The organism is Aureimonas phyllosphaerae (genome assembly GCF_047943035.1).
GTDB classification, from domain to species: Bacteria; Pseudomonadota; Alphaproteobacteria; order Rhizobiales; family Rhizobiaceae; genus Aureimonas; species Aureimonas phyllosphaerae.
Map to the genome: position 1 here is coordinate 3830647 of NZ_CP181348.1, position 23086 is coordinate 3853732.

At 68.4% G+C, this 23086-nt stretch carries 24 protein-coding genes and 1 pseudogene; 12 read left to right on the forward strand and 13 right to left on the reverse strand.

Annotated elements, in window-relative coordinates; translation table 11 throughout:
- Positions 1-148 precede the first annotated feature (148 nt).
- Positions 149-553, forward strand: a complete 405-nt coding sequence (locus ACLNGM_RS18295; protein WP_416356031.1) for a DUF5330 domain-containing protein — start codon at positions 149-151, stop codon at positions 551-553.
- A gap of 75 nt (positions 554-628) precedes the next feature.
- A complete protein-coding gene (locus ACLNGM_RS18300) occupies positions 629-1051 on the forward strand; it encodes a SufE family protein (RefSeq protein ID WP_416356032.1) in 423 nt (140 codons plus the stop codon).
- Position 1052: 1 nt separating this feature from the next.
- On the opposite strand, the pseudogene ACLNGM_RS18305 reads toward ACLNGM_RS18300, so the two are convergent.
- Both ACLNGM_RS18305 and ACLNGM_RS18310 read right to left on the reverse strand, forming a co-directional pair.
- Positions 1053-1496, reverse strand: a pseudogene (locus ACLNGM_RS18305) (DUF6456 domain-containing protein); the annotation flags it as partial.
- A gap of 19 nt (positions 1497-1515) precedes the next feature.
- Entirely contained in the window at positions 1516-1920 is a 405-nt protein-coding gene (locus ACLNGM_RS18310; RefSeq protein WP_175526722.1) for a helix-turn-helix domain-containing protein, read from the reverse strand.
- 208 nt (positions 1921-2128) lie between these two features.
- Here ACLNGM_RS18310 and ACLNGM_RS18315 point away from each other — a divergent pair, with 208 nt between their 5' ends.
- On the forward strand, positions 2129-2356 hold the full coding sequence (locus tag ACLNGM_RS18315) for a hypothetical protein (RefSeq protein WP_416356033.1): 228 nt from the start codon (positions 2129-2131) through the stop codon (positions 2354-2356).
- Between the two features lie 3 nt (positions 2357-2359).
- Here the strand turns inward: ACLNGM_RS18315 and ACLNGM_RS18320 are convergent, their stop codons facing one another.
- Positions 2360-2995, reverse strand: coding sequence for a TetR family transcriptional regulator (locus ACLNGM_RS18320; RefSeq protein ID WP_416356034.1), 636 nt, complete (start codon positions 2993-2995; stop codon positions 2360-2362).
- Between the two features lie 87 nt (positions 2996-3082).
- Here ACLNGM_RS18320 and ACLNGM_RS18325 point away from each other — a divergent pair, with 87 nt between their 5' ends.
- Both ACLNGM_RS18325 and ACLNGM_RS18330 read left to right on the forward strand, forming a co-directional pair.
- Positions 3083-4324 (forward strand): efflux RND transporter periplasmic adaptor subunit, encoded by a 1242-nt coding sequence (locus tag ACLNGM_RS18325; RefSeq protein ID WP_416356035.1) that lies wholly within the window; start codon positions 3083-3085, stop codon positions 4322-4324.
- The gene (locus ACLNGM_RS18330; RefSeq protein WP_416356036.1) at positions 4321-7464 is read left to right on the forward strand and encodes an efflux RND transporter permease subunit; all 3144 of its coding nucleotides are present in this window, start codon (positions 4321-4323) and stop codon (positions 7462-7464) included. The genes ACLNGM_RS18325 and ACLNGM_RS18330 overlap by 4 nt, the downstream gene beginning before the upstream one ends.
- Before the next feature lie 46 nt (positions 7465-7510).
- On the opposite strand, the gene ACLNGM_RS18335 is transcribed toward ACLNGM_RS18330, so the two are convergent.
- The 5 genes from ACLNGM_RS18335 to ACLNGM_RS18355 all read right to left on the reverse strand — a co-directional run bounded on the left by ACLNGM_RS18335 (position 7511) and on the right by ACLNGM_RS18355 (position 10751).
- Positions 7511-7717, reverse strand: coding sequence for a TOBE domain-containing protein (locus ACLNGM_RS18335; protein WP_090958275.1), 207 nt, complete (start codon positions 7715-7717; stop codon positions 7511-7513).
- A gap of 24 nt (positions 7718-7741) precedes the next feature.
- Positions 7742-8842, reverse strand: coding sequence for a molybdenum ABC transporter ATP-binding protein (gene modC / locus ACLNGM_RS18340; RefSeq protein ID WP_416356037.1), 1101 nt, complete (start codon positions 8840-8842; stop codon positions 7742-7744).
- Entirely contained in the window at positions 8839-9519 is a 681-nt protein-coding gene (modB, locus tag ACLNGM_RS18345; protein WP_416356038.1) for a molybdate ABC transporter permease subunit, read from the reverse strand. The genes modC and modB overlap by 4 nt, the downstream gene beginning before the upstream one ends.
- A 6-nt stretch (positions 9520-9525) precedes the next feature.
- Positions 9526-10281, reverse strand: coding sequence for a molybdate ABC transporter substrate-binding protein (gene modA / locus ACLNGM_RS18350; RefSeq protein WP_416356039.1), 756 nt, complete (start codon positions 10279-10281; stop codon positions 9526-9528).
- A 68-nt stretch (positions 10282-10349) separates the two neighbouring features.
- A complete protein-coding gene (locus ACLNGM_RS18355; protein ID WP_416356040.1) occupies positions 10350-10751 on the reverse strand; it encodes a winged helix-turn-helix domain-containing protein in 402 nt (133 codons plus the stop codon).
- Between the two features lie 104 nt (positions 10752-10855).
- On the opposite strand from ACLNGM_RS18355, the gene ACLNGM_RS18360 reads away from it, so the two are divergent.
- Positions 10856-11788 carry a ribokinase gene (locus ACLNGM_RS18360; RefSeq protein ID WP_416356041.1) on the forward strand — a complete coding sequence of 311 codons (933 nt, stop codon included), beginning with the start codon at positions 10856-10858 and terminating at the stop codon, positions 11786-11788.
- Positions 11788-12747 (forward strand): sugar kinase, encoded by a 960-nt coding sequence (locus tag ACLNGM_RS18365; RefSeq protein WP_416356042.1) that lies wholly within the window; start codon positions 11788-11790, stop codon positions 12745-12747. Before ACLNGM_RS18360 ends, ACLNGM_RS18365 begins: the two co-directional genes overlap by 1 nt.
- Positions 12748-12803: 56 nt before the next feature.
- Here the strand turns inward: ACLNGM_RS18365 and ACLNGM_RS18370 are convergent, their stop codons facing one another.
- The 5 genes from ACLNGM_RS18370 to ACLNGM_RS18390 all read right to left on the reverse strand — a co-directional run bounded on the left by ACLNGM_RS18370 (position 12804) and on the right by ACLNGM_RS18390 (position 18719).
- On the reverse strand, positions 12804-15047 hold the full coding sequence (locus tag ACLNGM_RS18370; RefSeq protein WP_416356043.1) for a xanthine dehydrogenase family protein molybdopterin-binding subunit: 2244 nt from the start codon (positions 15045-15047) through the stop codon (positions 12804-12806).
- Positions 15047-16030: an FAD binding domain-containing protein gene (locus ACLNGM_RS18375; RefSeq protein WP_416356044.1), complete on the reverse strand. Its 984-nt coding sequence runs from the start codon at positions 16028-16030 to the stop codon at positions 15047-15049. Before ACLNGM_RS18375 ends, ACLNGM_RS18370 begins: the two co-directional genes overlap by 1 nt.
- Positions 16027-16530 carry a 2Fe-2S iron-sulfur cluster-binding protein gene (locus tag ACLNGM_RS18380; protein ID WP_416356045.1) on the reverse strand — a complete coding sequence of 168 codons (504 nt, stop codon included), beginning with the start codon at positions 16528-16530 and terminating at the stop codon, positions 16027-16029. The genes ACLNGM_RS18375 and ACLNGM_RS18380 overlap by 4 nt, the downstream gene beginning before the upstream one ends.
- Before the next feature lie 93 nt (positions 16531-16623).
- Positions 16624-17760, reverse strand: coding sequence for an anhydro-N-acetylmuramic acid kinase (locus ACLNGM_RS18385; RefSeq protein WP_416356046.1), 1137 nt, complete (start codon positions 17758-17760; stop codon positions 16624-16626).
- A 107-nt stretch (positions 17761-17867) separates the two neighbouring features.
- Positions 17868-18719 (reverse strand): DUF2793 domain-containing protein, encoded by an 852-nt coding sequence (locus ACLNGM_RS18390; protein ID WP_416356047.1) that lies wholly within the window; start codon positions 18717-18719, stop codon positions 17868-17870.
- Positions 18720-19046: 327 nt separating this feature from the next.
- Between ACLNGM_RS18390 and ACLNGM_RS18395 the strand changes: the two genes are divergently transcribed.
- The 5 genes from ACLNGM_RS18395 (at position 19047) to ACLNGM_RS18415 (ending at position 22997) form a co-directional block, all read left to right on the forward strand.
- A complete protein-coding gene (locus ACLNGM_RS18395; RefSeq protein ID WP_416356048.1) occupies positions 19047-19508 on the forward strand; it encodes a hypothetical protein in 462 nt (153 codons plus the stop codon).
- Between the two features lie 8 nt (positions 19509-19516).
- A complete protein-coding gene (locus ACLNGM_RS18400) occupies positions 19517-19684 on the forward strand; it encodes a hypothetical protein (protein WP_416356049.1) in 168 nt (55 codons plus the stop codon).
- A 45-nt stretch (positions 19685-19729) separates the two neighbouring features.
- Entirely contained in the window at positions 19730-20614 is an 885-nt protein-coding gene (locus ACLNGM_RS18405; RefSeq protein WP_416356050.1) for a CsgG/HfaB family protein, read from the forward strand.
- Positions 20615-20735: 121 nt separating this feature from the next.
- Positions 20736-21611: a hypothetical protein gene (locus ACLNGM_RS18410; protein ID WP_416356051.1), complete on the forward strand. Its 876-nt coding sequence runs from the start codon at positions 20736-20738 to the stop codon at positions 21609-21611.
- Between the two features lie 150 nt (positions 21612-21761).
- Positions 21762-22997 carry an outer membrane protein gene (locus tag ACLNGM_RS18415; RefSeq protein WP_416356052.1) on the forward strand — a complete coding sequence of 412 codons (1236 nt, stop codon included), beginning with the start codon at positions 21762-21764 and terminating at the stop codon, positions 22995-22997.
- The last annotated feature ends 89 nt before the right edge of the window (positions 22998-23086 follow it).

Here is a 23086-nt window from a genome sequence, read left to right on the forward strand (position 1 = left end):
AACATCGAGATGCCCGGCGGGGCGCAATCGTCTCGAATTTGGGCTAAGGGGAGAACGGTTGCGTGACGGTTTCGCGCAGCATCGACCGCACCCGCCGCCGTCGACCGCCGAAGGTCGACCGTTTCGCAGGACCATCGCAGGGCCCGACATGCGCCTCCTCATCAAGCTCGCGTTCCTGATCGGCCTTGCCCTGTTCTTCCTCGCCCCGGCGCAGGACGATGCGGACGGCGTGCCGGCCGGCCTGTCGGCCGGAGCCCTCGTCTATGCGGTGCAGCAGGCCGCGACCGATCTCGGCGGCTTCTGCGAGCGGGCGCCGAGCGCCTGCGAGAGCGGACGCGACGCCCTCCAGTTCGCGGGTGCGCGGATCGTCGAGGGATTGACCTTCGTCTACGGGCTGGCGGCCGGGGCCACCGCCGCTCCGGCGACCGCTCCCGGCCCGGCGCCCGTCGAGCCGGCCGCGGCCAACGTCGATCCCGCCGAGCACCCGGCCGCGCATTCGCCCCGACTGCCCGCCGCGCCCCCGCCGCGCCCCTACGTCGCCCCCGCCGGCTGAAGCCGCCTGACAAGCCTTGGCGCCTTGCCTATATGAGGCGGCGGATCGCAGCGACGGTCCGCCAACGAGGACATCATGCGCGACATCGACGAGATCGTCTCCGACTTCGAGCTTCTCGACGACTGGGAAGACCGCTACCGCTTCCTCATCGAGCTCGGCCGTGAGCTGCCGCCGATGGACGAGGCCGACATGAACGAGCACACCAAGGTGCCGGGCTGCGTCAGTCAGGTCTGGCTGACCAGCCGGACCGACGAAGGCTCGCCGCCGCGCATCCGGTTCGCCGGGCAATCGGACGCCCACATCGTGAAGGGTCTCGTCGCCGTTGCCCTGTCGCTCTATTCGGGCCGCACCGCGCCGGAAATCCTGACGCTCGACGCGGAAGCCCTCTTCGCGCGGATCGGCCTCCAGGATCACCTGACCCCACAGCGCTCCAACGGGCTCCGCTCCATGGTCCGCCGCATCCAGGCCGACGCGAAGTCGGCGATGGAAGCCGCCTGAGTCAGCTGCCGCGCGAGGAGCGGATCGCGCCCCGGCCACTCGCACCCTCGTGCACGTAGCCGTAATGGCGCGCGAGGGCGGCCAGTCCCGTCTTCAGCATGAGCTTGGCGGAACGAGCCGGCCACTGGCGCTCCGCCTCGACGCGCTCCGTGCCTTTCAGAAAGCAGCACACGTCGAGAAGGACGCCGGACAGTTCTGGCCCGACGGCGGCGATCGCCTTTTCCACACGCCGGCGGCAGTCGAGCGCGGCATCCGAGAGATCGGCGGGCCCCGCCGCGCCGCCGCCCGAGCGTGGCACCGCGTCCCAGCGCTGCGTGACGCTCGGCATCAGGCCGCCCCGCGTGAAGTCGGCTCTCAACCGCTCTCCCGCCGCCACCTCGTGCGCGGCGAGGAACGGCTGGCCGTCCGCGCCCTTGCGGCTCGCCAACCGGGTGAGCGGCGACTCGTCCTGGATGCCCATCGGATCAGAAGTCCCCCTCGCCCGCCCCGGGCACGGCAAGCCGCCGACAGGACTGGGCCAGCGCTTCCATGCGGCTGAGCATCGCGTCGAAGCCCCGGTCGTCGCGCTCGTCCTCGATCCGCGCGACCGCGTAGGAGACGCTCGTCCGGTCTCGCCCGAAGCCGGCCGCGACCGCGTTCAGCGATAGCTGGAACGCCACGTGCGACAGGTACATCGCGACATGGCGCGCCCGCGCGACCGGCGCCTGCGCGCGCCGCTCCGACAGGATGTCGGCGGCCGGCACGCCGAGGAAGGTCGAGACGATGTCGACGGCGACGCGGCACTGCAGCCGCCCGCGCCCGCCGGGATCGGCGCCGGTGACGGCGGACGGGAAGGCCGCAGCGGCGGACGGGTTGAAACACTGGGACATGGAGACGCTCCGTTGCTCGGGAAGCCAAGGCTAGCAAGCGCGGAACGCATGTAGGAATATTTTCTTTCCATCGCGCGCCGAACCTTCGGTGTGATCGGCGTTAAACCTGTGGGCTTTCCCCGCAATCCACAGACGCAAACAGGAATTCTGTCCTTTTTCCCAGACAGAGTCGGCAGGCTGGACGTTTTCGCAGCGAAGGTACCGCCCCATGTCCCGATCCGATCCGGCCGTCACGGAATTCGAGAATCGCCTCCGCATTGCACTCGACCGATTCGCGGAAGGCCTTGCGCAGCATCTCGCCCCGACGACGCCGGACAGCGGCAACGCAAGCGGCGGGAAAGTACGCCCCGCCCTGAGCGCGAACGGCAGCACCCTTGACCAGCCGATCGCGCTGCGCCGCTTGATCGCGCTCGTGCAGGCCGGCCGGTACCGCTGACGCTCAGGCCGCCTTGGCGCTTCGGTCCATCGCCCGGAACCCTGTGAAGAGGGAGCCGAGCGCCATGTCGGCCGCCTCGATCAGATCGAAGCACTCGTTTCGACGAAGCCATTCGGTCAGGATGCCCGTCATCGCGCCGACGCAGACGTTCGTGGCGGTCTGAGGATCGACGTCCGATCGCATCTCGCCGACCGCTCTCGCTCTTGTGAACGCCGTCTGGATCACGTCCCGCATGTGGTCCTCGCCCTCGCGGTGGGTGCACATGACGCTCTCCATCTCCCCCACGTACTCGCAGCGCAGCATCAGGATCGAGTAGACGCGCTTGGCGCGCTCGTCCTTTGCGAAGCGGCGCATGCTCTCGCGCATGGTGCGCTCGAGCGCCTGCAGCGGGCGGTCTTCGGCCAGAAGGTTCTGGCTTTCCAGGAACACGCGCTGCGGCAGGTAGGCGCGCTCGTGCATCGCCATGAACAGGTCGCTCTTGCCGGAAAAGTGCCAGTAGATGGCGCCTCTCGTCAGCCCGGCATGCGACGCTATGTGGGTGAGGCTGGTCTGACTGACACCTCGCTCGAAGAACACCTGCTCCGCCGCATCGAGAATGACGCTGCGCGTCTCGAGAGCTTCTGCCTTTGTGCGCCGCACGCCCGCCTCCTTGATTACATGCATATATGAATGTATGTAAGCGACCATTCAAGCCGGATTCTGCGGTCCGGCCTCCCGGAGTTCCCGATGCCCCGTTCCTCCCTCCTCCTTTCGGCGGTTGCGATCCTGACCCTTGCCGCGCCCGCGCTGGCGCAGGCCCCCGGCGGCGGCGCGGCCCCGCCGCCACCGGCGGTCACGGTGATAACGATCAAGCCGGAGAACGTTCCGGTGACCTTCGAATACCCCGCGCGCGTCAGTGCCTCTCGGGAGGTCGAAGTGCGGGCGCAGGTCGGCGGCATCCTCCTGCGGCGCACCTTCAACGAGGGCTCGCGCGTCAAGGAAGGCGACCTCCTGTTCGAGATCGACCGCCGCCCGTTCGAGGCGCAGGTCGCGCTGGCGGAGGCCCAGCTTCAGCAGGCGCAGGCGACGCAGGCCAACGCCCAGCGCACGCAGGAGCGGACGCAGTCGCTCGTGCGCTCGGGTGCCACCTCCACCGCGACGCTCGACGACGCGACTGCGCAGCGCCTTCTCGCCGACGCGCAGGTCGCCGCCGCCGAGGCGCAACTCCAGACCGCGACGCTCAATCTCGACTACGCCTCGGTCGAGGCCCCGGCCAGCGGCATCACCAGCCTCGAGCAGGTGCCGGAAGGCTCGCTTCTCACCTCGGGCGCCCTCCTCACCCGCATCACCCAGCTCGACCCCGCCTACGTCAACTTCTCGGCGGCCGACTCGGAAGCCTTCTCGATCCGCAACATGATCGAGACCGGCAAGGCCGAGGGCTCGCTCGATACGCTGCGCGTCACCGTGCGCTTCGGCAACGGCACGAACTATGCCCAGCAGGGAACGATCGACTTCACCTCGTCCAGCATCGACGAATCGACTGGAACGATCCTGTCGCGCGCCGTGCTTCCCAACCCGGAAAGCCAGCTCCTGCCGGGGCAGTTCGTCCGCGTCGAGATCGAGGGCATCGTCGTCCCCAATGCGGTCACGATCCCGACCGAGGCCCTGATGCAGGGCCCGCAGGGCACTTTCGTCTATACGCTCGACGACAAGAACGTCGCGGCCGTGCGGCCCGTCACGGTCGGGCGCGAGCTGGAAGGCCGGCTCCTCATCGCCGATGGACTGAAGGACGGCGACAAGGTCGTCACCGTCGGCGTCATCAAGGTCCGTCCGGGCTCGCCGGTGAACCCGGCGGGTACCCAGCCCGACGCTTCGGGCGCGCAGCCGGCCGCCGGCGCGAACGCCGCGCCCGCCGCCGCAGCCGCACCGCAGCAAGCCGCCGCGAACGGCAGCGCGCAAGGGTCGGCACAGGCCGGAGCCGCCCAGTGAACCGCTTCTTCGTCGACCGCCCGGTCTTTGCGGCCGTCATCTCGATCATCATCGTGCTGGCTGGCCTCGCCGGCATGCGCGCGCTGCCGATCGAGCAGTATCCCGAACTCGTGCCGCCGCAGGTCCAGATCTCGGCGACCTATCCCGGCGCCTCCGCCGAGACCGTCGCCCAGACCGTCGCCGCCCCGATCGAGCAGGTCGTCAACGGCGTCGAGGACATGATCTACATGAACTCGTCGAACTCCTCGGCGGGCACTTCGACGATCAACGTCACGTTCCAGTCGGGCACAGACCCGGACCAGGCGACAATCAACGTCAACAACCGCGTCCAGCAGGCGATCTCGTCGCTTCCCTCCGAGGTGCAGCGCCTCGGCGTCACGGTGACGAAGCAGTCCTCGTCGATCCTCGCGGTCGCGACCATGTCCTCGTCCGACCCGCGCTACGACGCGACCTATGTGTCGAACTACGCGCTGCTCTACGTCCTCGACGAGTTGAAGCGCGTTCCGGGCGTCGGCAACGCCCAGCTCTTCGGTCAGCGCAACTACTCGATGCGCATCTGGCTGCGGCCGGACCAGCTGGCGCAGTACCAGCTGACGCCGGGCGACGTCGCCAACGCGATCCGCGAGCAGAACGCCCAGTTCGCCGCCGGCCAGTTCGGCGCGCAGCCCTCCAACACGCCGCTCGCCTTCACCTATTCGGTGACGACGGCGGGGCGCCTGCCGGACGCGCAGGCCTTCGAGAACATCATCATCCGTTCCGACGCCAACGGCGCGTCGCTGCTCCTGAAGGACATCGCCCGCGTCGAGCTCGGCGCCCAGGACTACGCCTTCAACGCCACCTACAACGGCTCAGAGACGATCCCGATCGGCCTCTACCTTCAACCGGGCGCCAACGCGCTGAACGTGCTGGCGGCTGTCAACACGCGGATGGAGGAGCTGTCGAAGTCCTTCCCCGACGGCATCACCTACGCCATCCCCTACGACACGACGAAGTTCATCAACGCCTCGATCGAATCGGTGATCCACACCTTCATCGAAGCGATGGTGCTCGTGCTGGTCGTGGTCTACCTCTTCCTTCAGAGCTTCCGCGCGACGCTGATCCCGATGATCGCGGTGCCGGTGTCGATCATCGGCACGTTCGGCGTACTTCTGGCGCTCGGCTTCTCGATCAACCTCCTGACGCTGTTCGGGCTCGTGCTCGCGATCGGCATCGTGGTGGACGACGCGATCGTCGTGCTCGAGAACGTCGAGCGCATCATGCGCGACGAGCATCTGCCGCCGAAGGAGGCGACCGCAAAGGCCATGGGCGAGGTCACCTCGCCGGTCATCGCGATCGTGCTGGTGCTTTGCGCCGTGTTCATTCCCGTCGCCTTCCTCGGCGGCCTGACCGGCACGATGTACCGCCAGTTCGCCGTGACCATCGCGACCTCGGTCACGATCTCCGGCATCGTCGCCCTCACGCTGACGCCCGCGCTCTGCGGCCTGATCCTGCGCGAGGAGCACAAGGAGCCGCTGGCGCCGTTCCGCTGGTTCAACCGGATGTTCGACAAGCTGACGAACGCCTACGGCCACGGCGTCGCCTTCGTCATGCGCCGCGCCGTCCTGTCGCTCGTCCTCTTCTGCGCGCTGATCGGCGGTACGGTCTACTTCTTTCAGACCATCCCCTCCTCGCTGGTTCCGGACGAGGACCAGGGTACGAACCTCGCCGTGGCCATGCTGCCGCCGGCGGCTTCGCTGTCGCGCACCACCGACGTGATGAACCAGGTCTCGGCCAACATCCGTCAGCATCCGGCGGTCGCCGACGTCGTCGCCTTCGCAGGCTTCGACCTTCTCTCCGGTTCGCAGAAGTCGAGCGCGGGCGCAGCCTTCGTGACGCTGAAGGACTGGAGCGAGCGCACCGACCCTTCGATGGACGCGCGCAACCTGCCGGGCACCTTCATCGGCATGAACGCCGGAATCCAGGACGGCATGGTGCTCGCCTTTTCGCCGCCGCCGATCCAGGGCCTGTCGACCACGGGCGGCTTTGACCTCTTCGTGCAGGACCGCACCGGCAAGGGCAGCCAGGCGCTGATCGAGGCCACCCAGGCGCTGGTCGCCGCCGCCTCCGAGCGGCCGGAGCTTGCGGGCGTCCGCACGACCTTCGAAGCGAACGTGCCGCAGTACCAGATCGACGTGGATCGCGAGAAGGCAAAGGCGCTCGGCGTACCGATCTCCTCGATCTTCGAGACGATGCAGTCGACCTTCGGCTCGCTCTACGTCAACGACTTCACTCTTCTCGGGCGCAACTACCGCGTTTCGCTCCAGTCGGAATCGGACTTCCGCGAGAAGCCGGAGGATCTGCGCTTCGTTTATGTCCAGGCGTCAAACGGTTCGATGGTACCGTTGGACTCGCTTCTGATCACCAAGCGCATCGTCGGACCCGATCTCATCGAGCGCTTCAACGCGTTCAACGCGGCCAAGGTCTCGGGCGGCCCGGCTCCCGGCTACTCGTCCGGCCAGTCGCTGCAGGCGATGCAGGAAGCGGCGGCCGAGGTCCTTCCCGAGGGCTACGAGATCGCCTGGACGGGCTCGGCTTATCAGGAGATCCAGGCGGGCGGCACGGGCGCCATCGCGATCGGCTTCGGCATGGTCATGGTGTTCCTGATCCTGTCGGCGCAGTACGAGCGCTGGTCGCTGCCGATCGCGGTGATCCTCGCCGTGCCCTTCGCCATGTTCGGCGCGCTGCTGGCGATCTGGCTGCGGGAGCTGGAGATCGACACCTACTTCCAGATCGGCCTCGTGACACTTGTGGGCTTGGCCGCGAAAAACGCGATCCTGATCGTGGAATTTGCGGTCCTGAAACGCGAGGAAGGCCTCTCGGCCTTCGATGCGGCCCTGGAGGGCGCCAAGCTCCGCTTCCGCCCGATCGTGATGACGTCGCTCGCCTTCATCCTCGGCGTCGTGCCGCTGGCGATCGCGACCGGCGCGAGCTCCGCCAGCCGCCATTCGATCGGCACCGGCGTCATCGGCGGCATGCTGATGGCCACCTTCGTCGCGATCTTCTTCGTGCCGCTGTTCTACAAGCTGCTCGCGCGCGACAAGAAGCCGAAGAAGAAGGACGCCAAGGCGCTGCCGCCGCCGGATGCCGAGCCGGCCCATTGATGTTGGAAGAAGAAAGGGGCGCCGCGAGGCGCCCCTTTCTGGTTTCTCAGTCGACGCCGATCATGACGTCCGAGGCCTTCACGACGGCATAGGCCTCTTGCCCTTCCTCGAGCCCGAGTTCCTCGACAGCGGCGTTGGTGATCGCGGAGGTGACGATCGCGCCGCCGACATCGATGCGGACATGGGCGGTGGTCGCGCCCTTATCGATCGAGACGATGCGGCCCTTCAGGCTGTTGCGGGCGGAAATGCGCATGGGTTCGGTCTCCTTCGAGTTCCGTCAGGGTTCCACCGCGCCGGGCGACGCGGAGAGTGAAGCGCCCTTCACCTGGGCGTAGACGTCCATGCCGGGCGCAAGTTGAAGCGCGGCCAGCGAGCGGCGCGTGATGCGCGCGGGCAGGCGCTGTCCCTCTCCCGCCCCGAGCGCCAGCGTGACCACGGCTTCCGCCTCCCCCGCGTCGGTGATCGCCTCGATGCGCGCGCGAAGGACATTCAGGATCGTCGAACGCGAGGGCGGGTCGAGCGCGAGGCTGACGTCGGACGCCGCGATGCGCAGCCGCACGGGCGATCCCGGCTCGATCGGCACGGCCGCGACGAGCACCGGCTGCCCGTCGAGATCAAGCCGCACGAGACCGTCGCTCGCCTCGCGCCCGGCGACCCGCGCGGAGAGGACCGCCGCCGTTCCCCGCGTGCGGGCGAACGGCAGGGCCGGATCGGTCAGGAGATCGTTCAGCGGCCCCTCGGCCTCCACACGGCCCGCCCGCATCAGCACCAGCCTGTCGGCGAGCCGCTCGACCTCCGTGATGTCGTGGGTGACGAGGAGGATCGGCAGGTTCAGCCGCGCGTGAAGCCGCTCGAAGTAGGGCAGGATTTCCGCCTTCGCCATCGCGTCGAGCGCCGACAATGGCTCGTCCATCAGGAGAAGGCGCGGCTGCGATAGGAGCGCCCGTCCGAGCGAGACGCGCTGCCGCTCGCCGCCCGACAGGTGGCGCGGCGCGCGCTCGATCAGCCGGTCGAGCCCGAGAAGGTCGCAGACCTCTTCGAAGCCGATGGCGGGCGGCTCGAGGCGACCTCGCATCGCCCGATCGTAGCCGTAGAGAAGGTTGCCGCGCACCGACCGGTGGGCAAAAAGGCTCGCTTCCTGGAAGACGTAGCCGATCGGCCGCCTGTGCGGTGCGAGAAAGTGCCGCTCGTCCTGCCAGACGGCCTCGCCGACCGAGAGGCGACCGTCGAGTTTCTGAAGCCCGGAGATGCAGCGAAGCACCGTCGTCTTGCCGCAGCCCGACGGCCCGAAGAGCGCCGTCACCCCCCGCATCGGCGCCCGGAACGCGGCATCGAGCGTGAAGCCGCCGAGCGCTCCACGAAACCGCGCCTCGATCATCGGCGCGCCTCGACCCGTCGCCGTTCCAGGAGCGAGACGGAGAAGATGACCAGGAAGGAGAAGACGAGCATGCCCAGCGCCAGCACATGCGCTTTCTGCCACTGCAGCGTCTCGACATAGTCGTAGATCGCCACCGACAGGACCTTGGTCGTGCCGGGAATGTTGCCGCCGATCATCAGGATCACCCCGAACTCGCCGACCGTGTGCGAGAAGCCGAGCACCCCCCCGGTCAGGAAGCCAGGCCGCGCCAGCGGCACGGCAACACTCCAGAACCGGTCCCAGGGCGAGGCGCGCAAGGTGGCCGCGACCTCCCACGGCCGCTCGCCCGCCGCCTCGAAGGCGTTGCGGATCGGCTGAACCACGAAGGGCATCGAGTAGACGACCGAGCCGAGCACCAGTCCGGGAAACGAGAAGGCGAAGGTGCGCAGGCCGAAGAGCGGTCCGAACCACCCGCCGAGCCCGCTCGGCCCCAGCGCGATCAGAAGATAGAAGCCGAGAACGGTCGGCGGCAGCACCAGCGGCAGCGCGACCACCGCCGCGACCGCCTCCTTCCACCAGACGCGCGAGCGCGACAGCCACCACGCGATCGGCGTGCCGATCACGAGGAGTAGCAGCGTCGTCAGGGTCGCCAGCTCCAGCGTCAGCCGGATCGGCGACCAGAGCTCGCTCCAGTCCATCGTCCCCTATTCGCCGGTCCGGTAGCCGTACTTGCGGATAATCTCGATCGCGTCCGGCGAACGCAGGAACTCCACGAAGCCCTTGGCCGCCGCGTTCGCCTCGCCCGTCTTCAGAAGGACGACGTCCTGCCGGATCGGCGTGTAGAGCGATTGCGGCACATCCCAGCGCGAGCCGCCCTTGGCGTTGACGACCTGCCCCAGCGCCACGAAGCCGAGTTCGGCATTGCCGGTCTCGACGAACTGGTAGGCCTGCGCGATCGAGGTGCCCTGCACGATCTTCGGCTGGAGAGCGTCGTAGACGCCGAGCGCCTTCATCGCCTCGATCGCGGCGGCGCCGTAGGGGGCGGCCTCCGGGTTGGCGATCGCGATCTTGGTGAAGGTGCCGGACTTCAGCGTCTCCTCGCCCGTCACCCTGCCGGCCTCGGTCGAATAGAGAACCAGTTGCCCGATCGCGTAGGTAGAGACACTGCCGGGCACGCCGTAGCCCTCGTCGACCGCCTTCTTCGGGCGCACCGCGTCGGCGGCGAGGAACACCTCGAACGGCGCGCCTTGCGTGATCTGCGTGTAGAACTGCCCGGTGGAGCCGAAGGACAGCACCGCCTCGTCGCCGGTCTTCGCCTTGAAGGCGTCGGCGATCTCCTTGGCGGCGTCGGTGAAGTTGGCGGCGACCGCGACCTGCGTCGAGGCGGCATGGGCGCCGAGGGGCAGAAACGCGATCCCGAACGCGGTCAGCGACAGGACACGGATAAGGCTGCGAATCATCGAGGACACCGATATGGCCGAAGAGACATATCGGCAGGCTAGACGCCCGACGACGAGGACGGCAAGCGTTATTTCCGCTCGACCATATCGACCTCTTCCCTCACCGGCCCGAGCCGGCGGGCCAGCGCCTCGAGGTCGCCTGCGATCGCGGCGTCGCTCAGCGCCTGCATCCTTCGATAGCGCTCCAGCACTTCCGAGCCGAGCTCGGTCAGCGCCGCGCCGCCATGGCCGCTGCCGCCCCGGCTCATGGCGACCAGCGGCACATCGAACGTGACGTTCAGCTCCTCCACCAGCGTCCAGGCGCGCTTGTAGCTCATGCCCATGCGCCGCCCGGCGCCGGCGATCGAACCGGTTGCGGCGATCCCTTCCAGCAAGTCGGCCCGCCCCGGCCCGACGATCCGCCGCTCGCCGAACACCAGCCGCAGCCGTGGAACGCGGTCGAGATCGAAAGGGGTGTCGGATGCGCTCATGCCCCGTTGTCGGCAACCCCGGCCCGCTTGTCCAGCGCGCGGCCGGATCGGCGCTTGTTCGCCTTCCTCTCCTTCGCTACGGAGCGTTTCGAGGAAACGGGAGGATGGCCGCCATGATCGTCGTGTTCGGGTCTGTGAATGTCGATCTGGTCTGCAAGGTCGCGGCGATTGCGAAGCCCGGCGAGACCGTGCTGGCGCCGGGATACCAGCAGCTGTCCGGCGGCAAGGGCGCCAACCAGGCGGTCGCCGCCGCGCGCGCGGGCGGACGGGTCCGCTTCGTCGGGGCCGTGGGACGCGATGCGTTCGGCGACGGCGAGGCCGGCACGCTCGAGCGGGAGGGGATCGACGTTTCCGCGCTGGCGCGCCTCGACGAGCCGACCGGCTGCGCCTTCATCTCGGTCGCCAGCGACGGCGAGAACGCCATCACGGTCGCCAGCGGTGCCAACCGGGCGGTCACGGCCGGCCAGCTGGCCGGTACGTGGGACACGGGTTCCACCGTTCTGGTGCTCCAGATGGAACTGCCGTTCGACGAGACCGTGGCGGCGGCGCGCGAGGGGCGCGGCGCGGGCGCGCATGTGCTTCTCAATCTCGCGCCGGTGCCGCAGGGGGTGGATGCAGGCCGCCTGAAAGACCTCCTCCGCTCCACCGATCTCCTGATCGTCAACGAGCACGAGCTCGACGAGGCCGCGACCATTCTCGGCCTCCGGCCGGGCGAGCCGGAGGAGACCGCGCGGGCTGTGGCCGATGCGACGGATCTCTCGGTGCTGGCGACGCTCGGCGGCGCCGGCGCGCTCCTCGTCTCGCGCGAGGGCGAAGCCACCCGTTTCCAGGCGCCCCGGATCGAGCCCGTAGACACGACCGGCGCCGGCGACACGCTCTGCGGCGTGCTGGCGACGGGGCTGGACGCCGGATTGGCGATGCCCGAGGCGATCCGCCGGGCCGTTGCCGCGGCTTCGCTCGCCTGCCTGTCCTTCGGCGCCCGCAGCGCCATGCCGTCGGCCGGGCGCATCGACCAGTTCCTGGCCGAGGCCCGCTGATGCCCGCGCCTCTCCGCATCGCCTTCCTCGGCGAGTGCATGATCGAGCTTTACGAAAAGTCCGGCGAGGCGCCCGGCACCATGCACCGGACGGTCGGCGGCGACACGCTGAACGCCGCCGTCTACTGCCGCCGTGCGCTCGGCAGCGATCCGGCGGTCGACGTTTACTACGTCACGCGCCTCGGCGACGATCCGTTCGGCCGCGAGATCCCCGCCTTCATCGAAGCCGAAGGGGTGCGGACGACCCACGTCCATTCCGCGACCGGCGAGACCACGGGCCTCTATGCCATCAGCCGCGATGCGCACGGCGAGCGGTCCTTCGCCTATTGGCGCTCCACCGCCGCGGCGCGACGTCTCTTCACCGACGGGCGCGAAGACGCGTTGGCGGACGAGCTTGCCGCCCTCGATGCGCTCTACTTCACCGGCATCTCGCTCGCGATCCTGCCGCCGGAAGGCCGTCAGCGCCTGCTGGGGCTCGGTGAGCGGATGAAGAAGGATGGCCGCATCGTCGGCTTCGACGGCAACTATCGTCCGCGCCTTTGGGAAAGCGCCGACGCCGCGCGCGAGACGATCGCGGCCGCCCATGGCGTCGCGACGCTGACCATGCCTGGGCTGGACGACGAGCAGGCGCTATACGGCGATCGGGACGCCCACGCGGCGGCGGAACGGCTTCTCGGTTTCGGCGCCTCGGCGACGATCGTGAAGTCCGGCGGGGAACCCGCCGTCGTCGCCGAGCCCGGCAACGTTCGCGAGATCGCCGGTCGCAAGGCCGAGCGCATCGTCGACACGACATCGGCCGGCGACAGCTTCAACGGCGCGGCGATGGCGGTGGTGCTCAAGGGCGGATCGCTCGACCGGGCGGCCGAGGCCGGCCATCGGATGGCATCCGCCGTGATCGGCGAATACGGCGCCATCGTCGGGCGCGAGGCGACGGTCTGGCCGGACGGTTCCCTCTCCTGAACGAGAAAGGGCGCGGGACCCGAAGCCCCGCGCCCTTTCAGTCGAGAGCCGTCACGTCACTCCGCGGCCTGCGCCACGTTCTGGCGCGGCATGCCGCGCAGCACCTTGTCGAGCGTCATCGGGTAGTCGCGAACCCGCACGCCGCAGGCGTTGTAGATCGCGTTGGTCACCGCCGCGCCGACGCCGCAGATCGCCAGCTCGCCGATGCCCTTGCCGGCCAGCGGGCTCGCCGCGTGGTCGCGCTCCTCCATCAGCACCACTTCCAGCTGCGGCACGTCGGCGTTCACCGGCACATGGTACTCGGCAAGGTCGTGGTTGACCATCAGGCCGGTGCGCTTGTCGACGACGAGTTCCTCGGTCAGCGCCGTGCCGATGCCGAAGATCTGTCCGCCGTAGCACTGCGAGCGCGCGGTCTTCTCGTTGAGGATCCGGCCCGCCGCCGCGACGGTGAGAAGCCGCCGCACGCGCGTCTCGCCGGTGTAGGCGTTGACCGCCACCTCGCAGAAGTGCGCGCCGTAGCTCGCCTGGTGGGTGTTCTCCGACGTCTTGCCCGGCTTGAACGTGCCCGTCACGACGATCGGCTCGCCGGCCAGGATGTCGGCAAAGCTCGTCTGGCGGTTGCCGGCGATCGCCGTGCCGTCCTTCAGCGTCACCTCGTCCGGCTTCACCTTCAGCTTCTTGGCGATCGCCTCGACGATGCCCTCGCAGGCGACGAAGACCGACGAACCAGACGAGTTGGCACCCCACGAGCCGCCGGAGCCCGGCGCATCCGGGTCGTTGGAGTGGCCGAGCCGGACCGAAACTTTCTCCAGCGGCAGTCCCAGCACTTCGGCCGCGATCTGCTGGAGGATCGTATAGGTGCCGGTGCCGATGTCGGTCATGTTGGTCTCGACCAGCGCCTCGCCCTCCGGCGATAGCGTGACGCGGGCCGACGACTGCTGGATCATGTTCTTGCGCGAGGCCGAGGACATGCCGATGCCGACCAGCCACTCGCCTTCGCGGCGCGTGCCCGGCTGCTTGTTGCGCTTGTCCCAGCCGAAGCGCCGGGCGCCCTCGTCCATGCATTCGACCAGCTTGCGCGAGGAGAACGGCAGGCCGTCCTGCGGATCGACCTCCGGCTCGTTGCGCTTGCGGAACTCGATGGGATCGAGGCCGAGCTTCTCGGCCATCTCATCCATCGCGTTCTCGAGCGCGAGCATGCCGACCGCCTCGCCCGGCGCGCGCATCGACGACGACAGAAGAATGTTCACGTCGGTCTTCTTGTGGGCGATCAGCCGGTTCTCGCCGCCGTAGAGGAAGACGGTCGAGATGCCGGCCGGCTCGAAGAACTCGTCGCCCGGCGTGTTGCTGGTGATCGTCTCGTGGCCGATCGCGGTGATCACGCCGTCCTTCGTGGTACCGAGACGCACACGCTGAATTGTGTCGGAGCGGCGCGACGTCGCCTGGAACACCTGCTGGCGGGTCAGCGCGATCTTGACCGGACGTCCGATCTCCTGCGCCGCCATTGCGGCGAACACCGACTCCGGCCCGATGCCGAGCTTGCCGCCGAAGCCGCCGCCGATATACGGCGCGACGATCTCGACCTTGGACTTCGAGATGCCGAGCGCCTTGGCGAGCTGGCCGACATTGGTGGAGACGAGCTGGTAGCAGCCGTAGAGTTTCAGCTTGTCGCCGTCCCAATGAGCCACCGCCGCGTGCGGCTCCATTGCCGAATGGCTCTGGCTCGGCGTCGTGTAGGTCGCGTCGAGCGTGACGGCGGCCTGGCTGAACGCCTTCTGGAAGTCGCCCTTCTCCGTCACCGACGGCATGGCGCCCGGCGGCGGCACGTGGCTCTCGTCCTGCAGGGCGATCGGGTCGAAGCGCCCTTCGTCCTTCTCGTACTCGACGTCGACGAGCTTCGCAGCGTCGCGCGCCACCTCGAAGCTTTCGGCCACCACGAGGCAAAGCGGCTGGCCGTAATGCGTCACTTCGCCGGCGGCGGGCTTAGGCGCGGGATCGTTTGGATCCGCCGCCGCCCGCGGGCTCCGCTTGTCGACGATCACCGTCAGCACGCCCGCCGTCGAGCGCGCCCGCATCGTGTCGATCGACGTCACCTTGCCCGCCCCGATGGTGGACAGCACGATGTAGCCGAAGGCCACCTTCTCGCCGGGGAGATTCTCGTAGGCGTAGGGCGCGCGGCCCGACACCTTGAGCGGCCCCTCGAACCGGTCGACGCCCTTACCGAGAACGTTCTGAACGGCGTGGTCGAGACGCGTCTCGCCGATCGGCTCGTCCATCTTGTAGCTGTGGGTCGTGTCCATCAGGCGTCTCCGCGCGTGGCGTCAGCGAGGACCGCGGGAAGCGTCCGGCGCACCAGGTCGATCTTGAAGTCGTTGTCGCCGTAGCCCTTGGCATCCTTGAGGAGGAGGTCGGCCGCCCGCGCGAAGACCACCTCGCCGGGCGCCTCGCCGATCAGCACCTCTTCCACGCCCTTCGAGCGCCAAGGCACGGTGCCGATGCCGCCGAAGGCGAGCCGGACGTCGGCCATGCGCCCCTCCTCCATCCGCACGACGGCGGCGACCGAGAACAGCGCAAAGGCGTAGGACGCCCGGTCGCGCACCTTGCGATAGAGATGGCGCCCCGCCAAAGGTTTCGGCAGCCGGATGCCGGTGATGAGCTCGCCGGGCTCGAGCGAGGTCTCGATCTCCGGCGTCTTGCCGGGCATGCGATGCAGTTCGGCGATCGGGATCGTGCGCTCGGACCCGTCCGACTTGATCGTCAGCACCTCGGCGTCGAGGAGGCGCATCGCCACCGCCATGTCGGACGGGTGCGTCGCAATGCAATGATCGGAGGTGCCAAGAATGGCGAGGATGCGGTTGAAGCCGCCGCGGCCATCGCAGCCGGAGCCCGGTTCGCGCTTGTTGCAGCGCGCGCTGGTCTCGTAGAAATACCCGCAGCGGGTGCGCTGCAGAAGATTGCCGCCCGTCGTCGCCTTGTTGCGGAGCTGGCCGGACGCGCCCGACAGGAGCGAACGGGACAGGACCTCGTAGTCTCGGCGGATGCGCTCGTCGGCGGCGAGTTCGCTGTTCGAGACGAGGGCTCCGATGCGCACGCCCTCGTCGTCCGCCTCAATGCTCTTCAGCGGCAGGCGCGTGATGTCGACGAGGCGGCTTGGGGTCTCGACCTGCAGCTTCATGAGGTCGAGAAGGTTGGTGCCCCCTGCTATGAACTTCGTCGCGGCATCGGCGGCGACGGCCGCGGCTTCCTGCGTGCTCGATGCGCGCTGGTAATCGAAGGTCTTCATGCCGCGCTCTTTCCGTGGGCGTCGCGGATCGCGTCGACGATGTTGGGATAGGCCGAGCAGCGGCAGAGGTTGCCGCTCATGCGCTCGGAAATCTCGGCGTCGGTCAATTTCACCTTGCCGTCGAGCGTCTCGGACGCATGGCTCGGCCAGTTGTCCTTCGCCTCGCCCAGCATGCCCACCGCCGAGACGATCTGACCCGGCGTGCAGTAGCCGCACTGGTAGCCGTCGTGGTGAAGGAAGCTCTCCTGCATCGGATGCAGGTGACCGGGCGCGCCAAGGCCCTCGATCGTGGTGATCTCGTCATCCTCGTGCATCACGGCGAGCGACAGGCACGAGTTCACCCGGCGCCCGTTGATCAGCACCGTACAGGCGCCGCACTGGCCGTGGTCGCAGCCCTTCTTGGAGCCTGTCAGCGCGAGGTGATCGCGAAGAGCGTCGAGCAGCGACGTGCGGACATCCACGTCGAGATCGTGCTCCGTTCCGTTGACCTTCAATCGCATGGCTGCCCCGCTCTCTGTAACGTTTCCAAGTTCGGAACGAAGGTGGAGCGTGTTGGATGCGAGGAAAGGAAGGGGACCGTGCTTTTTCGCGCGTCAGGCCGTCGCGGGCTGACCGATCGGGCGCGCGATGCGACCGCCGGTCAGCGGTTCGGGTGCGCCGGTCGTCGAGGGGAAGCTGATCGGAAGCCCGCGCAGGACGCGGACAGCGAGAAAGGCGAAACACTCCGCCTCGATCGCATCGCCCCGGAGGCCCAGCGCATCGGCATCGACCGTCTCGACGCCCGCACGCTTGGCGATCTCGCGCATCAGGACCGGGTTGCGCCGCCCGCCGCCGCCCACCACGAGCCGCGTCGGGCGCTTGGGCAGGAGGTCCAGCGCCTTACCGATCGCCCCGGCCGTGAAGGCGGTCAGAAGCGCCGCACCGTCCTCCAGCGACAGGCCGTCGGCCATGCGCGCGGTGAAGTCGTTGCGGTCGAGGGATTTCGGATAGGGCTCCGCAAGGTACGGATGGTCGAGAAGCTTCGCCAACCGCGCCTCGTCGACACGGCCTGCGGCGGCGATCAGCCCGTCGCGGTCCATGTCCTGCCGAGCGCGGGCCTGCATCCAGTCGTTGAGCGGCGCGTTGGCGGGACCCGTGTCGAAGGCGTGCATCTCGCCGTCGGCCGAAATCCAGGTGATGTTGGCGACGCCCCCGAGGTTGAGGAAGGCCGTCTCCTCGCCCGCGCCGATCCGCGCGAGAAGGGCCTTGTGGTAGATCGGCGCCAGCGGAGCGCCCTGCCCGCCGAAGGCGACGTCGCGGCTGCGGAAATCGAACACGACGGGAATGCCGAGGCGACGCGCCATCTCGTCGCCGTCGCCGAGTTGCCTCGTGTCGCCGGGGCGCTCGGGCGTCGCCGCCCGATGCAGCACCGTCTGCCCGTGAAAGCCGACGACACCGCAATCGACGGACGGAAGCCCCTCGTCCTCGAGGAAGGCTACGACCGCATCCGACTGCGCCGCCGTCAGCGCTTCTTCCGCCGTATCGAAGATCGCGGGCTCCGGGCCCTCGAAGTTCCATCGGGCGGCGGCCGCCAGCGTTTCCTTCAGAAGCGGACGGATGTCCTTGGGGTAAGGGGCCAGCAACGTCGGCCCGAACTCGTGGATGGTCTCGCCGTCCGTGCAGAGCATGGCGATGTCGACATTGCCGTCGAGCACCGTCCCGGTCATCAACCCGATCGCCCACATCGACATCGCATTCGTCTCCAAAGTCTGGCCGTCCGCGACTCGGACGCCGCCAAGCAAGGCTGTGGCATGCCTTGCCCGGCGCCAAGCTGACGGGCCATCCCCAATCGCGCCGGTCAGGTCACGATGGCGCGATCCGTCACCCGCCGCCACGCGGCTCCGTCGCTGAAGGCGAGCACCGCTCCACCAGCCGCATCCGACACCAGGATGATCTGTCCGGCGCCGGCTTCCGCTGAGGGAAGCGCCGCCTTCAGATAGGTTGCGACACGCACCGCGCCACCCACGTCGAGCGCGCAGACCGGCTCGGAATCGTGCGCCACCGACAGGAAACCGTCGGCCGGGCGCGCCGTCAGCACCGGACGGAAGCTCGCGCCATCCGTCGACACGCGCACGGCGAAGCGCTCGTCACCGAGAAGTCCGATCTCGGCGCGCCCCGAAAAGCCGGTCTGGAACAGGACGGCAGCGACCCGGTCCGTGTCTTGCCGGTTGATGACCTTCCGGGCATCGCCCGTCCCGGGCGTGCGCGCGTCGAAGGTAAGGAGCTCGGCATCGGCCGCGACGGTCAGGCGGTTCGCGTCCGTCGGCGCCGCGTTGATGCCGAGGCATTCTGTCTCCTTCGCCGCGAACGGGCCCGCGCCCCACGCCTCCCCGTCGAACAGCACCAGCGCGCGCCGGTCGGCGACATAGGCGATCTGGCCGGGCACCGGTTGCATCTCCACGAACCCGCCGTTCTCGACCATCGCCAGCGCGCCGGGTTGCATCGCGCCCCAGCGCGCGCCCGTCGCGCCGGGCGGCAGGATGAAGAGATCGCCTTCCCCTGCGTCCTCCGGCTCGACGGCGAGACTGTCGCTGACGACCGCCGTCTGGACCAGCACGTCGAGAAGCCGGAAGGCGTCGTTCAAGGTCAGATGCCGCTGCGCCTGCTGGGGCATCAGCAGCGGAAGGGAAAGACGGGGAGAGGTGGACATGGCCGCGCGTTCCTTCTTCGGAGGATGCGCAACCTTGGGCGAGGCGCAGTGGGGGCGGAAAGACCGCGAGTAATACGCCACCCTGATGAAGTTGCAAGAATCCGCCCAGCCTCGCGCAAGGATTGTGCCCGCTTGGCAACAGCGGTTGCGTGCAAAAAGTGCAACTACACTTTTAAGTTGCACGCGACGAACCATCCGTGGATAGCTCGCTGCGTGGGGAAGGTCGGTCCTTCGGGAAAGTCCTCAAGAAGAAGTGGGTCGCCGTCAACGTCATGGACCATGCGTCCGGGGCACGACGTCACTCGCCCGAAATAAGGGGAAATATCCATGGCTGGTTCGTCGTCCTGGATCTTGGGGAGCGTCGTCGTCCTGCAGCTTTTCGGCGCGGCGGCGGCATCGGCACAAAGCACGGCCAGTCCGGCCTCGGACTGGAACGGAAACTACAGCTTCAACTCGACCGCCGAGAAGAACCTTCGCCTCCTCCAGACCGACATCCTGCGCAAGAACGAGGAAGGTTATTACGAATCACTCGGCAAGACGCAGATCACGTCCTTCAACAACGTGCAGTACGGCGACCGTATCGAGCGACAGACCAACGATACCAAGAACGAGATCGGCCAGCAGACGACGGCGATCGGCGCCGTCAACAACTCGACCAACAACACGAACGTCTCCGGCAAGAACATCAACGTGGTGAACAGCAACGAGGCGAAGTCGACGGGTTGCCAGGACGGCAGCGTCTCGATCGACTCCGCCTTCCCTGGTTCGCCGCAGCCCGCGTGCAACTGAGGCCATCCATGCGGACCGCGTTCCTGTCCCGCGTCACCTCGGCCATACTCGCCCTCGGCGTCCTGTCGGGCTGCGCCGGAGCGCCCGGCGTCGCGGGCTCGACGAGCAACGCCAAGCTGGTCCAAGGTCCGCCGATCAGCGACATCGTCACGCCGTTCGACAAGGCGCTGACCTGACTCAACGGGCGGATCGCGCGCCAGCTCGTATTCTCGGTCGGCGCGGTGCTCGACCAGACCGGCAAGGAAAGCTTCACCGACGGCGGCGTCGGCAAATTCATCAGCCAGGGCGCGGGCGACATGATCCAGTCGGCGCTGTTCCGCGCCGGGGCGACGGTGGTCAACCGGCGCGACCCGCGTGTCGCGACGACCGAGGCAGAGTGGCGGGTGCGCGACCTGTCGCGGCAGATCCCGTCGAACTTCTACATCACGGGCTCGATCAACTCGCTCGACTTCATCCCTGGCTCGGGCGCCGAGGTCGAGGTCGCGGGGGTCGGGGCGCGGTATCGCCAGAACCGCATCCTGATCGGGCTCGATCTCGCGATGACCGACGCGAACTCGGGCCTCATCGTCGCGAATGTGCCGCTGCAGAAGCAGATCTTCTCCTCGGAGGCCGGGATCGGCGTCGGGCGCTTCATCGGCGACCAGCTGACCAATGTCGACTTCGGTGGGCGCGAGCGCGAGGCCATCCACTTCGCGCTGCGCCAGATGCTCAACCTCGCGACCTTCGAGCTGCTGACGCAGGTGATGAAGGCCGACAACTACGCCGAGTGCCGCACTTTCGTGGACCGTGCCCACGGCTTTGTCGACCACACCAAGACGGCCGAAGCCGTGGCGGCGATGGAGAAGGCGAAGAGCGCGGCCAAGGCGGTCGGCGCGCCGCCGCCCGGTGCGAAACCCTCCCCCGCTCCAGCCGGAGCCGCCGCGCCCGCAACGCCGCCCGGCGTTCGCATGGGAGCCGGAATGCCGGTGGCCGCTACGACGCCGGCCGCGGGCCGTAACGAGAAACCCTATGCGGGATCCAGTGGTGCCTTCCAGGGATCAGGCAGCGGGAAGACCGAACCCGAACTCAGCGATCAGGCCAAGGCGCAGGCCATCCTGACGCAATGACGAATTCGGCGGAGCGCTGGAACCGCTCCGCCGAGAGACAGGGCTCTCTCGAACGACCTGTCCAACTAGGAGACCGCCGACAGGGAGCCGGCAAGTCTCGGGCAACAGCTGGAGTTAACCAATGAAATCTCTGTTTGCAATTGGCGCCTCGGCGCTGGTCATGGGTCTGGCCTCGATCGGCGGCGCGCAGGCGCAGGCCGTACTTCCCACCATCGATGCCGCGATCAACTCGAACCTCGTCAACCTTCAGGCTAGCTTCGGCAACGGCAACTGGGTCAACGAGGCCGTCAACATCGGCGCTATCAACGGTGCGGTCGTTCTCGGTCAGGCCGGTGTGGAGACCATCACCAACGTCGACCTGCCGCGGGTCGGGCTCAACATTCAGGGTGCCGGTGCCGCCGGCGCGACCGTCGTTCCGGCGGTAGCCGCTATTGCGGGTGCCGCCGAAATCGGTCTCGACGTCAACCTTGGTCAGGTCGATACGGTCGTCCGCACCACGGGCGGTATCGTCAACCGCGCGGCCATCGAGACGACGGTTCTCGGTGCTGTCAACACCGGCGATATCGCGTCGGTCGGCTCGGCATCGGCCAACCGCGCCAGCCAGTCGACCACGATTGCCACTGGTACTGTGACCAACAGCGTGACGGCTGCCGCCAGTGCCGCCGCCAACACCTCGAACACGGCGTCGAACTCGGCGGCTTCGGAGACGATCCTCGCCTCGGTGACCGGCCCGTCCTCGACGGTCACGAACTCGCTCGAGCAGCTCTACAACGGACCGCTGCAGGACGTGTACGCCAACAACCGCGCCTTCAACCTCGGCACGATCAACGGTGCGGTGGCAGCCGTGGCCAACAGCATGGACCTCAACGGCCTGACCACCACGGTGCTCGGCGCGGTCAACACCGGCACGATCTCGATGGGCTACAGCGGCGCGGCGTTCCAGGACGTCCCGGCTGCGGTCGCCAACACGGTCTCCACGCAGATCACCGGCCAGTAAACCTCAGCATGCGGGGGGCCGCGCAGGCGGTTCCCCCGCTCCTCCCCGAACCGGCCGAACAGCTGGCAGGCCTTGCCGGCATGCATGAGCCGCGCCGCAACCGGAAAGGTTGGGCGACGAACAACAAGAACCTGCTTGCTGGAGCACCCCATGAAGAAGCTCGCCCTGACGCTCGCGGCCGCGACCTGCGCCTTCCCCGCCCTCGCCGCCGATATCGTCGACTACCCGCCCGAGCCGCCCCCGGTGGCGGTCCTCGCACCCGCCTTCTCGTGGACCGGCCTCTACATCGGCGGCCAGGCCGGCGGCTCGTTCAACAGCGGCTCGTCGAACATTCCGTCGAGCTTCGTCTTCGTTCCCGGCATTGCCGCGACGCCGGGCCGCGACGCGATTCCCGCCACGCCCTTCATTCCCGGCAATCCCGGCTCGCCCGCCATTCCGGGCACGCCCGGCAACCCGGGCAATCCCGGCACCCCCGGCACCCCCGGCACTCCGGCGGTGTTCGGCACGCTGGAATACTCCTGCACGGCAGCGGGCGCCGGCGGCGCGGCCGCGGGCAGCTGCGCGGTCGAGTATCCCGACGGCTCGACGGGCATCATCAGCGCGCAGGAACTCTCGGCAGCCTATGCGGCAGTCGGTGGCGCCGGGGCACTCGGCGTGGCCGGCGAGTTCCAGGTCGTGGTGACGCCGGCGCAACCCGGCACGCCGGGAACGCCCGCCACCCCCGGCACGCCGGGAACCCCGGGCACACCGGCCGTTCCGGCGACGCCCGACACGCCGGCCACGCCCGGCTCGCCTGCCGTGCCCGGCACGCCCGGCGTTCCCGACCGCACCTATGCCTACGACTTCGGCGCGAACCATCGCTCCTACTCGGAAGAGGACGACAGCTTCGCGGGCGGCGGTCACGTCGGCTACAATGTGGCGCTCGGCGGCGGCAGCTTCGTGCTCGGCGTCGTCGGCGATCTGTCCTATGTCGACATCACCAAGAGCGCCGGCATCGCCAACGGCTTCGACACGATCGGCGTGTCGCGCGAGCTCGACTACCTCGCCACCGTGCGCCTCAAGGCGGGCGTCGGCCTCGACCGCTTCCTCGTCTACGGCACCGGCGGCGTCGCCTTCGGCAATGTCGAGACGACGATCGTCAACACGCCGTTCGGCCTCGCCGGCAGCGAAGACGATACGCGCTTCGGCTATGCGGTCGGCGCGGGCACCGACTATGCGGTGACCGACAACCTGATCCTCGGTCTCGAGTATCTCTACACCGACCTCGGCTCGACGGACGCCGAACTCGTCGTGCCGCTCGGCAACGGGTCCACGCTGACGACGGCGTCGGACGACGACTTCGACTTCCACACGGTGTGGGCGAAGGCCTCGTTCCGCTTCAACTGATCCAAGCGTTCGGCTTCCGGCATTCGAGTCCTGCCGCCGGAGGCCGGATGGGAAGACGGGGTCGACTGCCCGGCCCCGTCTCCGCCCTC

Coding starts and splice junctions, on each gene's coding strand:
- ACLNGM_RS18295 (WP_416356031.1), top strand. CDS start 149: ATGCGCCTCCTCATCAAGCTCGCGTTCCTGATCGGCCTTGCCCTGTTC.
- ACLNGM_RS18300 (WP_416356032.1), top strand. CDS start 629: ATGCGCGACATCGACGAGATCGTCTCCGACTTCGAGCTTCTCGACGAC.
- ACLNGM_RS18310 (WP_175526722.1), bottom strand. CDS start 1,920: ATGTCCCAGTGTTTCAACCCGTCCGCCGCTGCGGCCTTCCCGTCCGCC.
- ACLNGM_RS18315 (WP_416356033.1), top strand. CDS start 2,129: ATGTCCCGATCCGATCCGGCCGTCACGGAATTCGAGAATCGCCTCCGC.
- ACLNGM_RS18325 (WP_416356035.1), top strand. CDS start 3,083: ATGCCCCGTTCCTCCCTCCTCCTTTCGGCGGTTGCGATCCTGACCCTT.
- ACLNGM_RS18335 (WP_090958275.1), bottom strand. CDS start 7,717: ATGCGCATTTCCGCCCGCAACAGCCTGAAGGGCCGCATCGTCTCGATC.
- modC (WP_416356037.1), bottom strand. CDS start 8,842: ATGATCGAGGCGCGGTTTCGTGGAGCGCTCGGCGGCTTCACGCTCGAT.
- modB (WP_416356038.1), bottom strand. CDS start 9,519: ATGGACTGGAGCGAGCTCTGGTCGCCGATCCGGCTGACGCTGGAGCTG.
- modA (WP_416356039.1), bottom strand. CDS start 10,281: ATGATTCGCAGCCTTATCCGTGTCCTGTCGCTGACCGCGTTCGGGATC.
- ACLNGM_RS18355 (WP_416356040.1), bottom strand. CDS start 10,751: ATGAGCGCATCCGACACCCCTTTCGATCTCGACCGCGTTCCACGGCTG.
- ACLNGM_RS18360 (WP_416356041.1), top strand. CDS start 10,856: ATGGCCGCCATGATCGTCGTGTTCGGGTCTGTGAATGTCGATCTGGTC.
- ACLNGM_RS18365 (WP_416356042.1), top strand. CDS start 11,788: ATGCCCGCGCCTCTCCGCATCGCCTTCCTCGGCGAGTGCATGATCGAG.
- ACLNGM_RS18370 (WP_416356043.1), bottom strand. CDS start 15,047: ATGGACACGACCCACAGCTACAAGATGGACGAGCCGATCGGCGAGACG.
- ACLNGM_RS18375 (WP_416356044.1), bottom strand. CDS start 16,030: ATGAAGACCTTCGATTACCAGCGCGCATCGAGCACGCAGGAAGCCGCG.
- ACLNGM_RS18380 (WP_416356045.1), bottom strand. CDS start 16,530: ATGCGATTGAAGGTCAACGGAACGGAGCACGATCTCGACGTGGATGTC.
- ACLNGM_RS18385 (WP_416356046.1), bottom strand. CDS start 17,760: ATGTCGATGTGGGCGATCGGGTTGATGACCGGGACGGTGCTCGACGGC.
- ACLNGM_RS18390 (WP_416356047.1), bottom strand. CDS start 18,719: ATGTCCACCTCTCCCCGTCTTTCCCTTCCGCTGCTGATGCCCCAGCAG.
- ACLNGM_RS18395 (WP_416356048.1), top strand. CDS start 19,047: ATGGCTGGTTCGTCGTCCTGGATCTTGGGGAGCGTCGTCGTCCTGCAG.
- ACLNGM_RS18400 (WP_416356049.1), top strand. CDS start 19,517: ATGCGGACCGCGTTCCTGTCCCGCGTCACCTCGGCCATACTCGCCCTC.
- ACLNGM_RS18410 (WP_416356051.1), top strand. CDS start 20,736: ATGAAATCTCTGTTTGCAATTGGCGCCTCGGCGCTGGTCATGGGTCTG.
- ACLNGM_RS18415 (WP_416356052.1), top strand. CDS start 21,762: ATGAAGAAGCTCGCCCTGACGCTCGCGGCCGCGACCTGCGCCTTCCCC.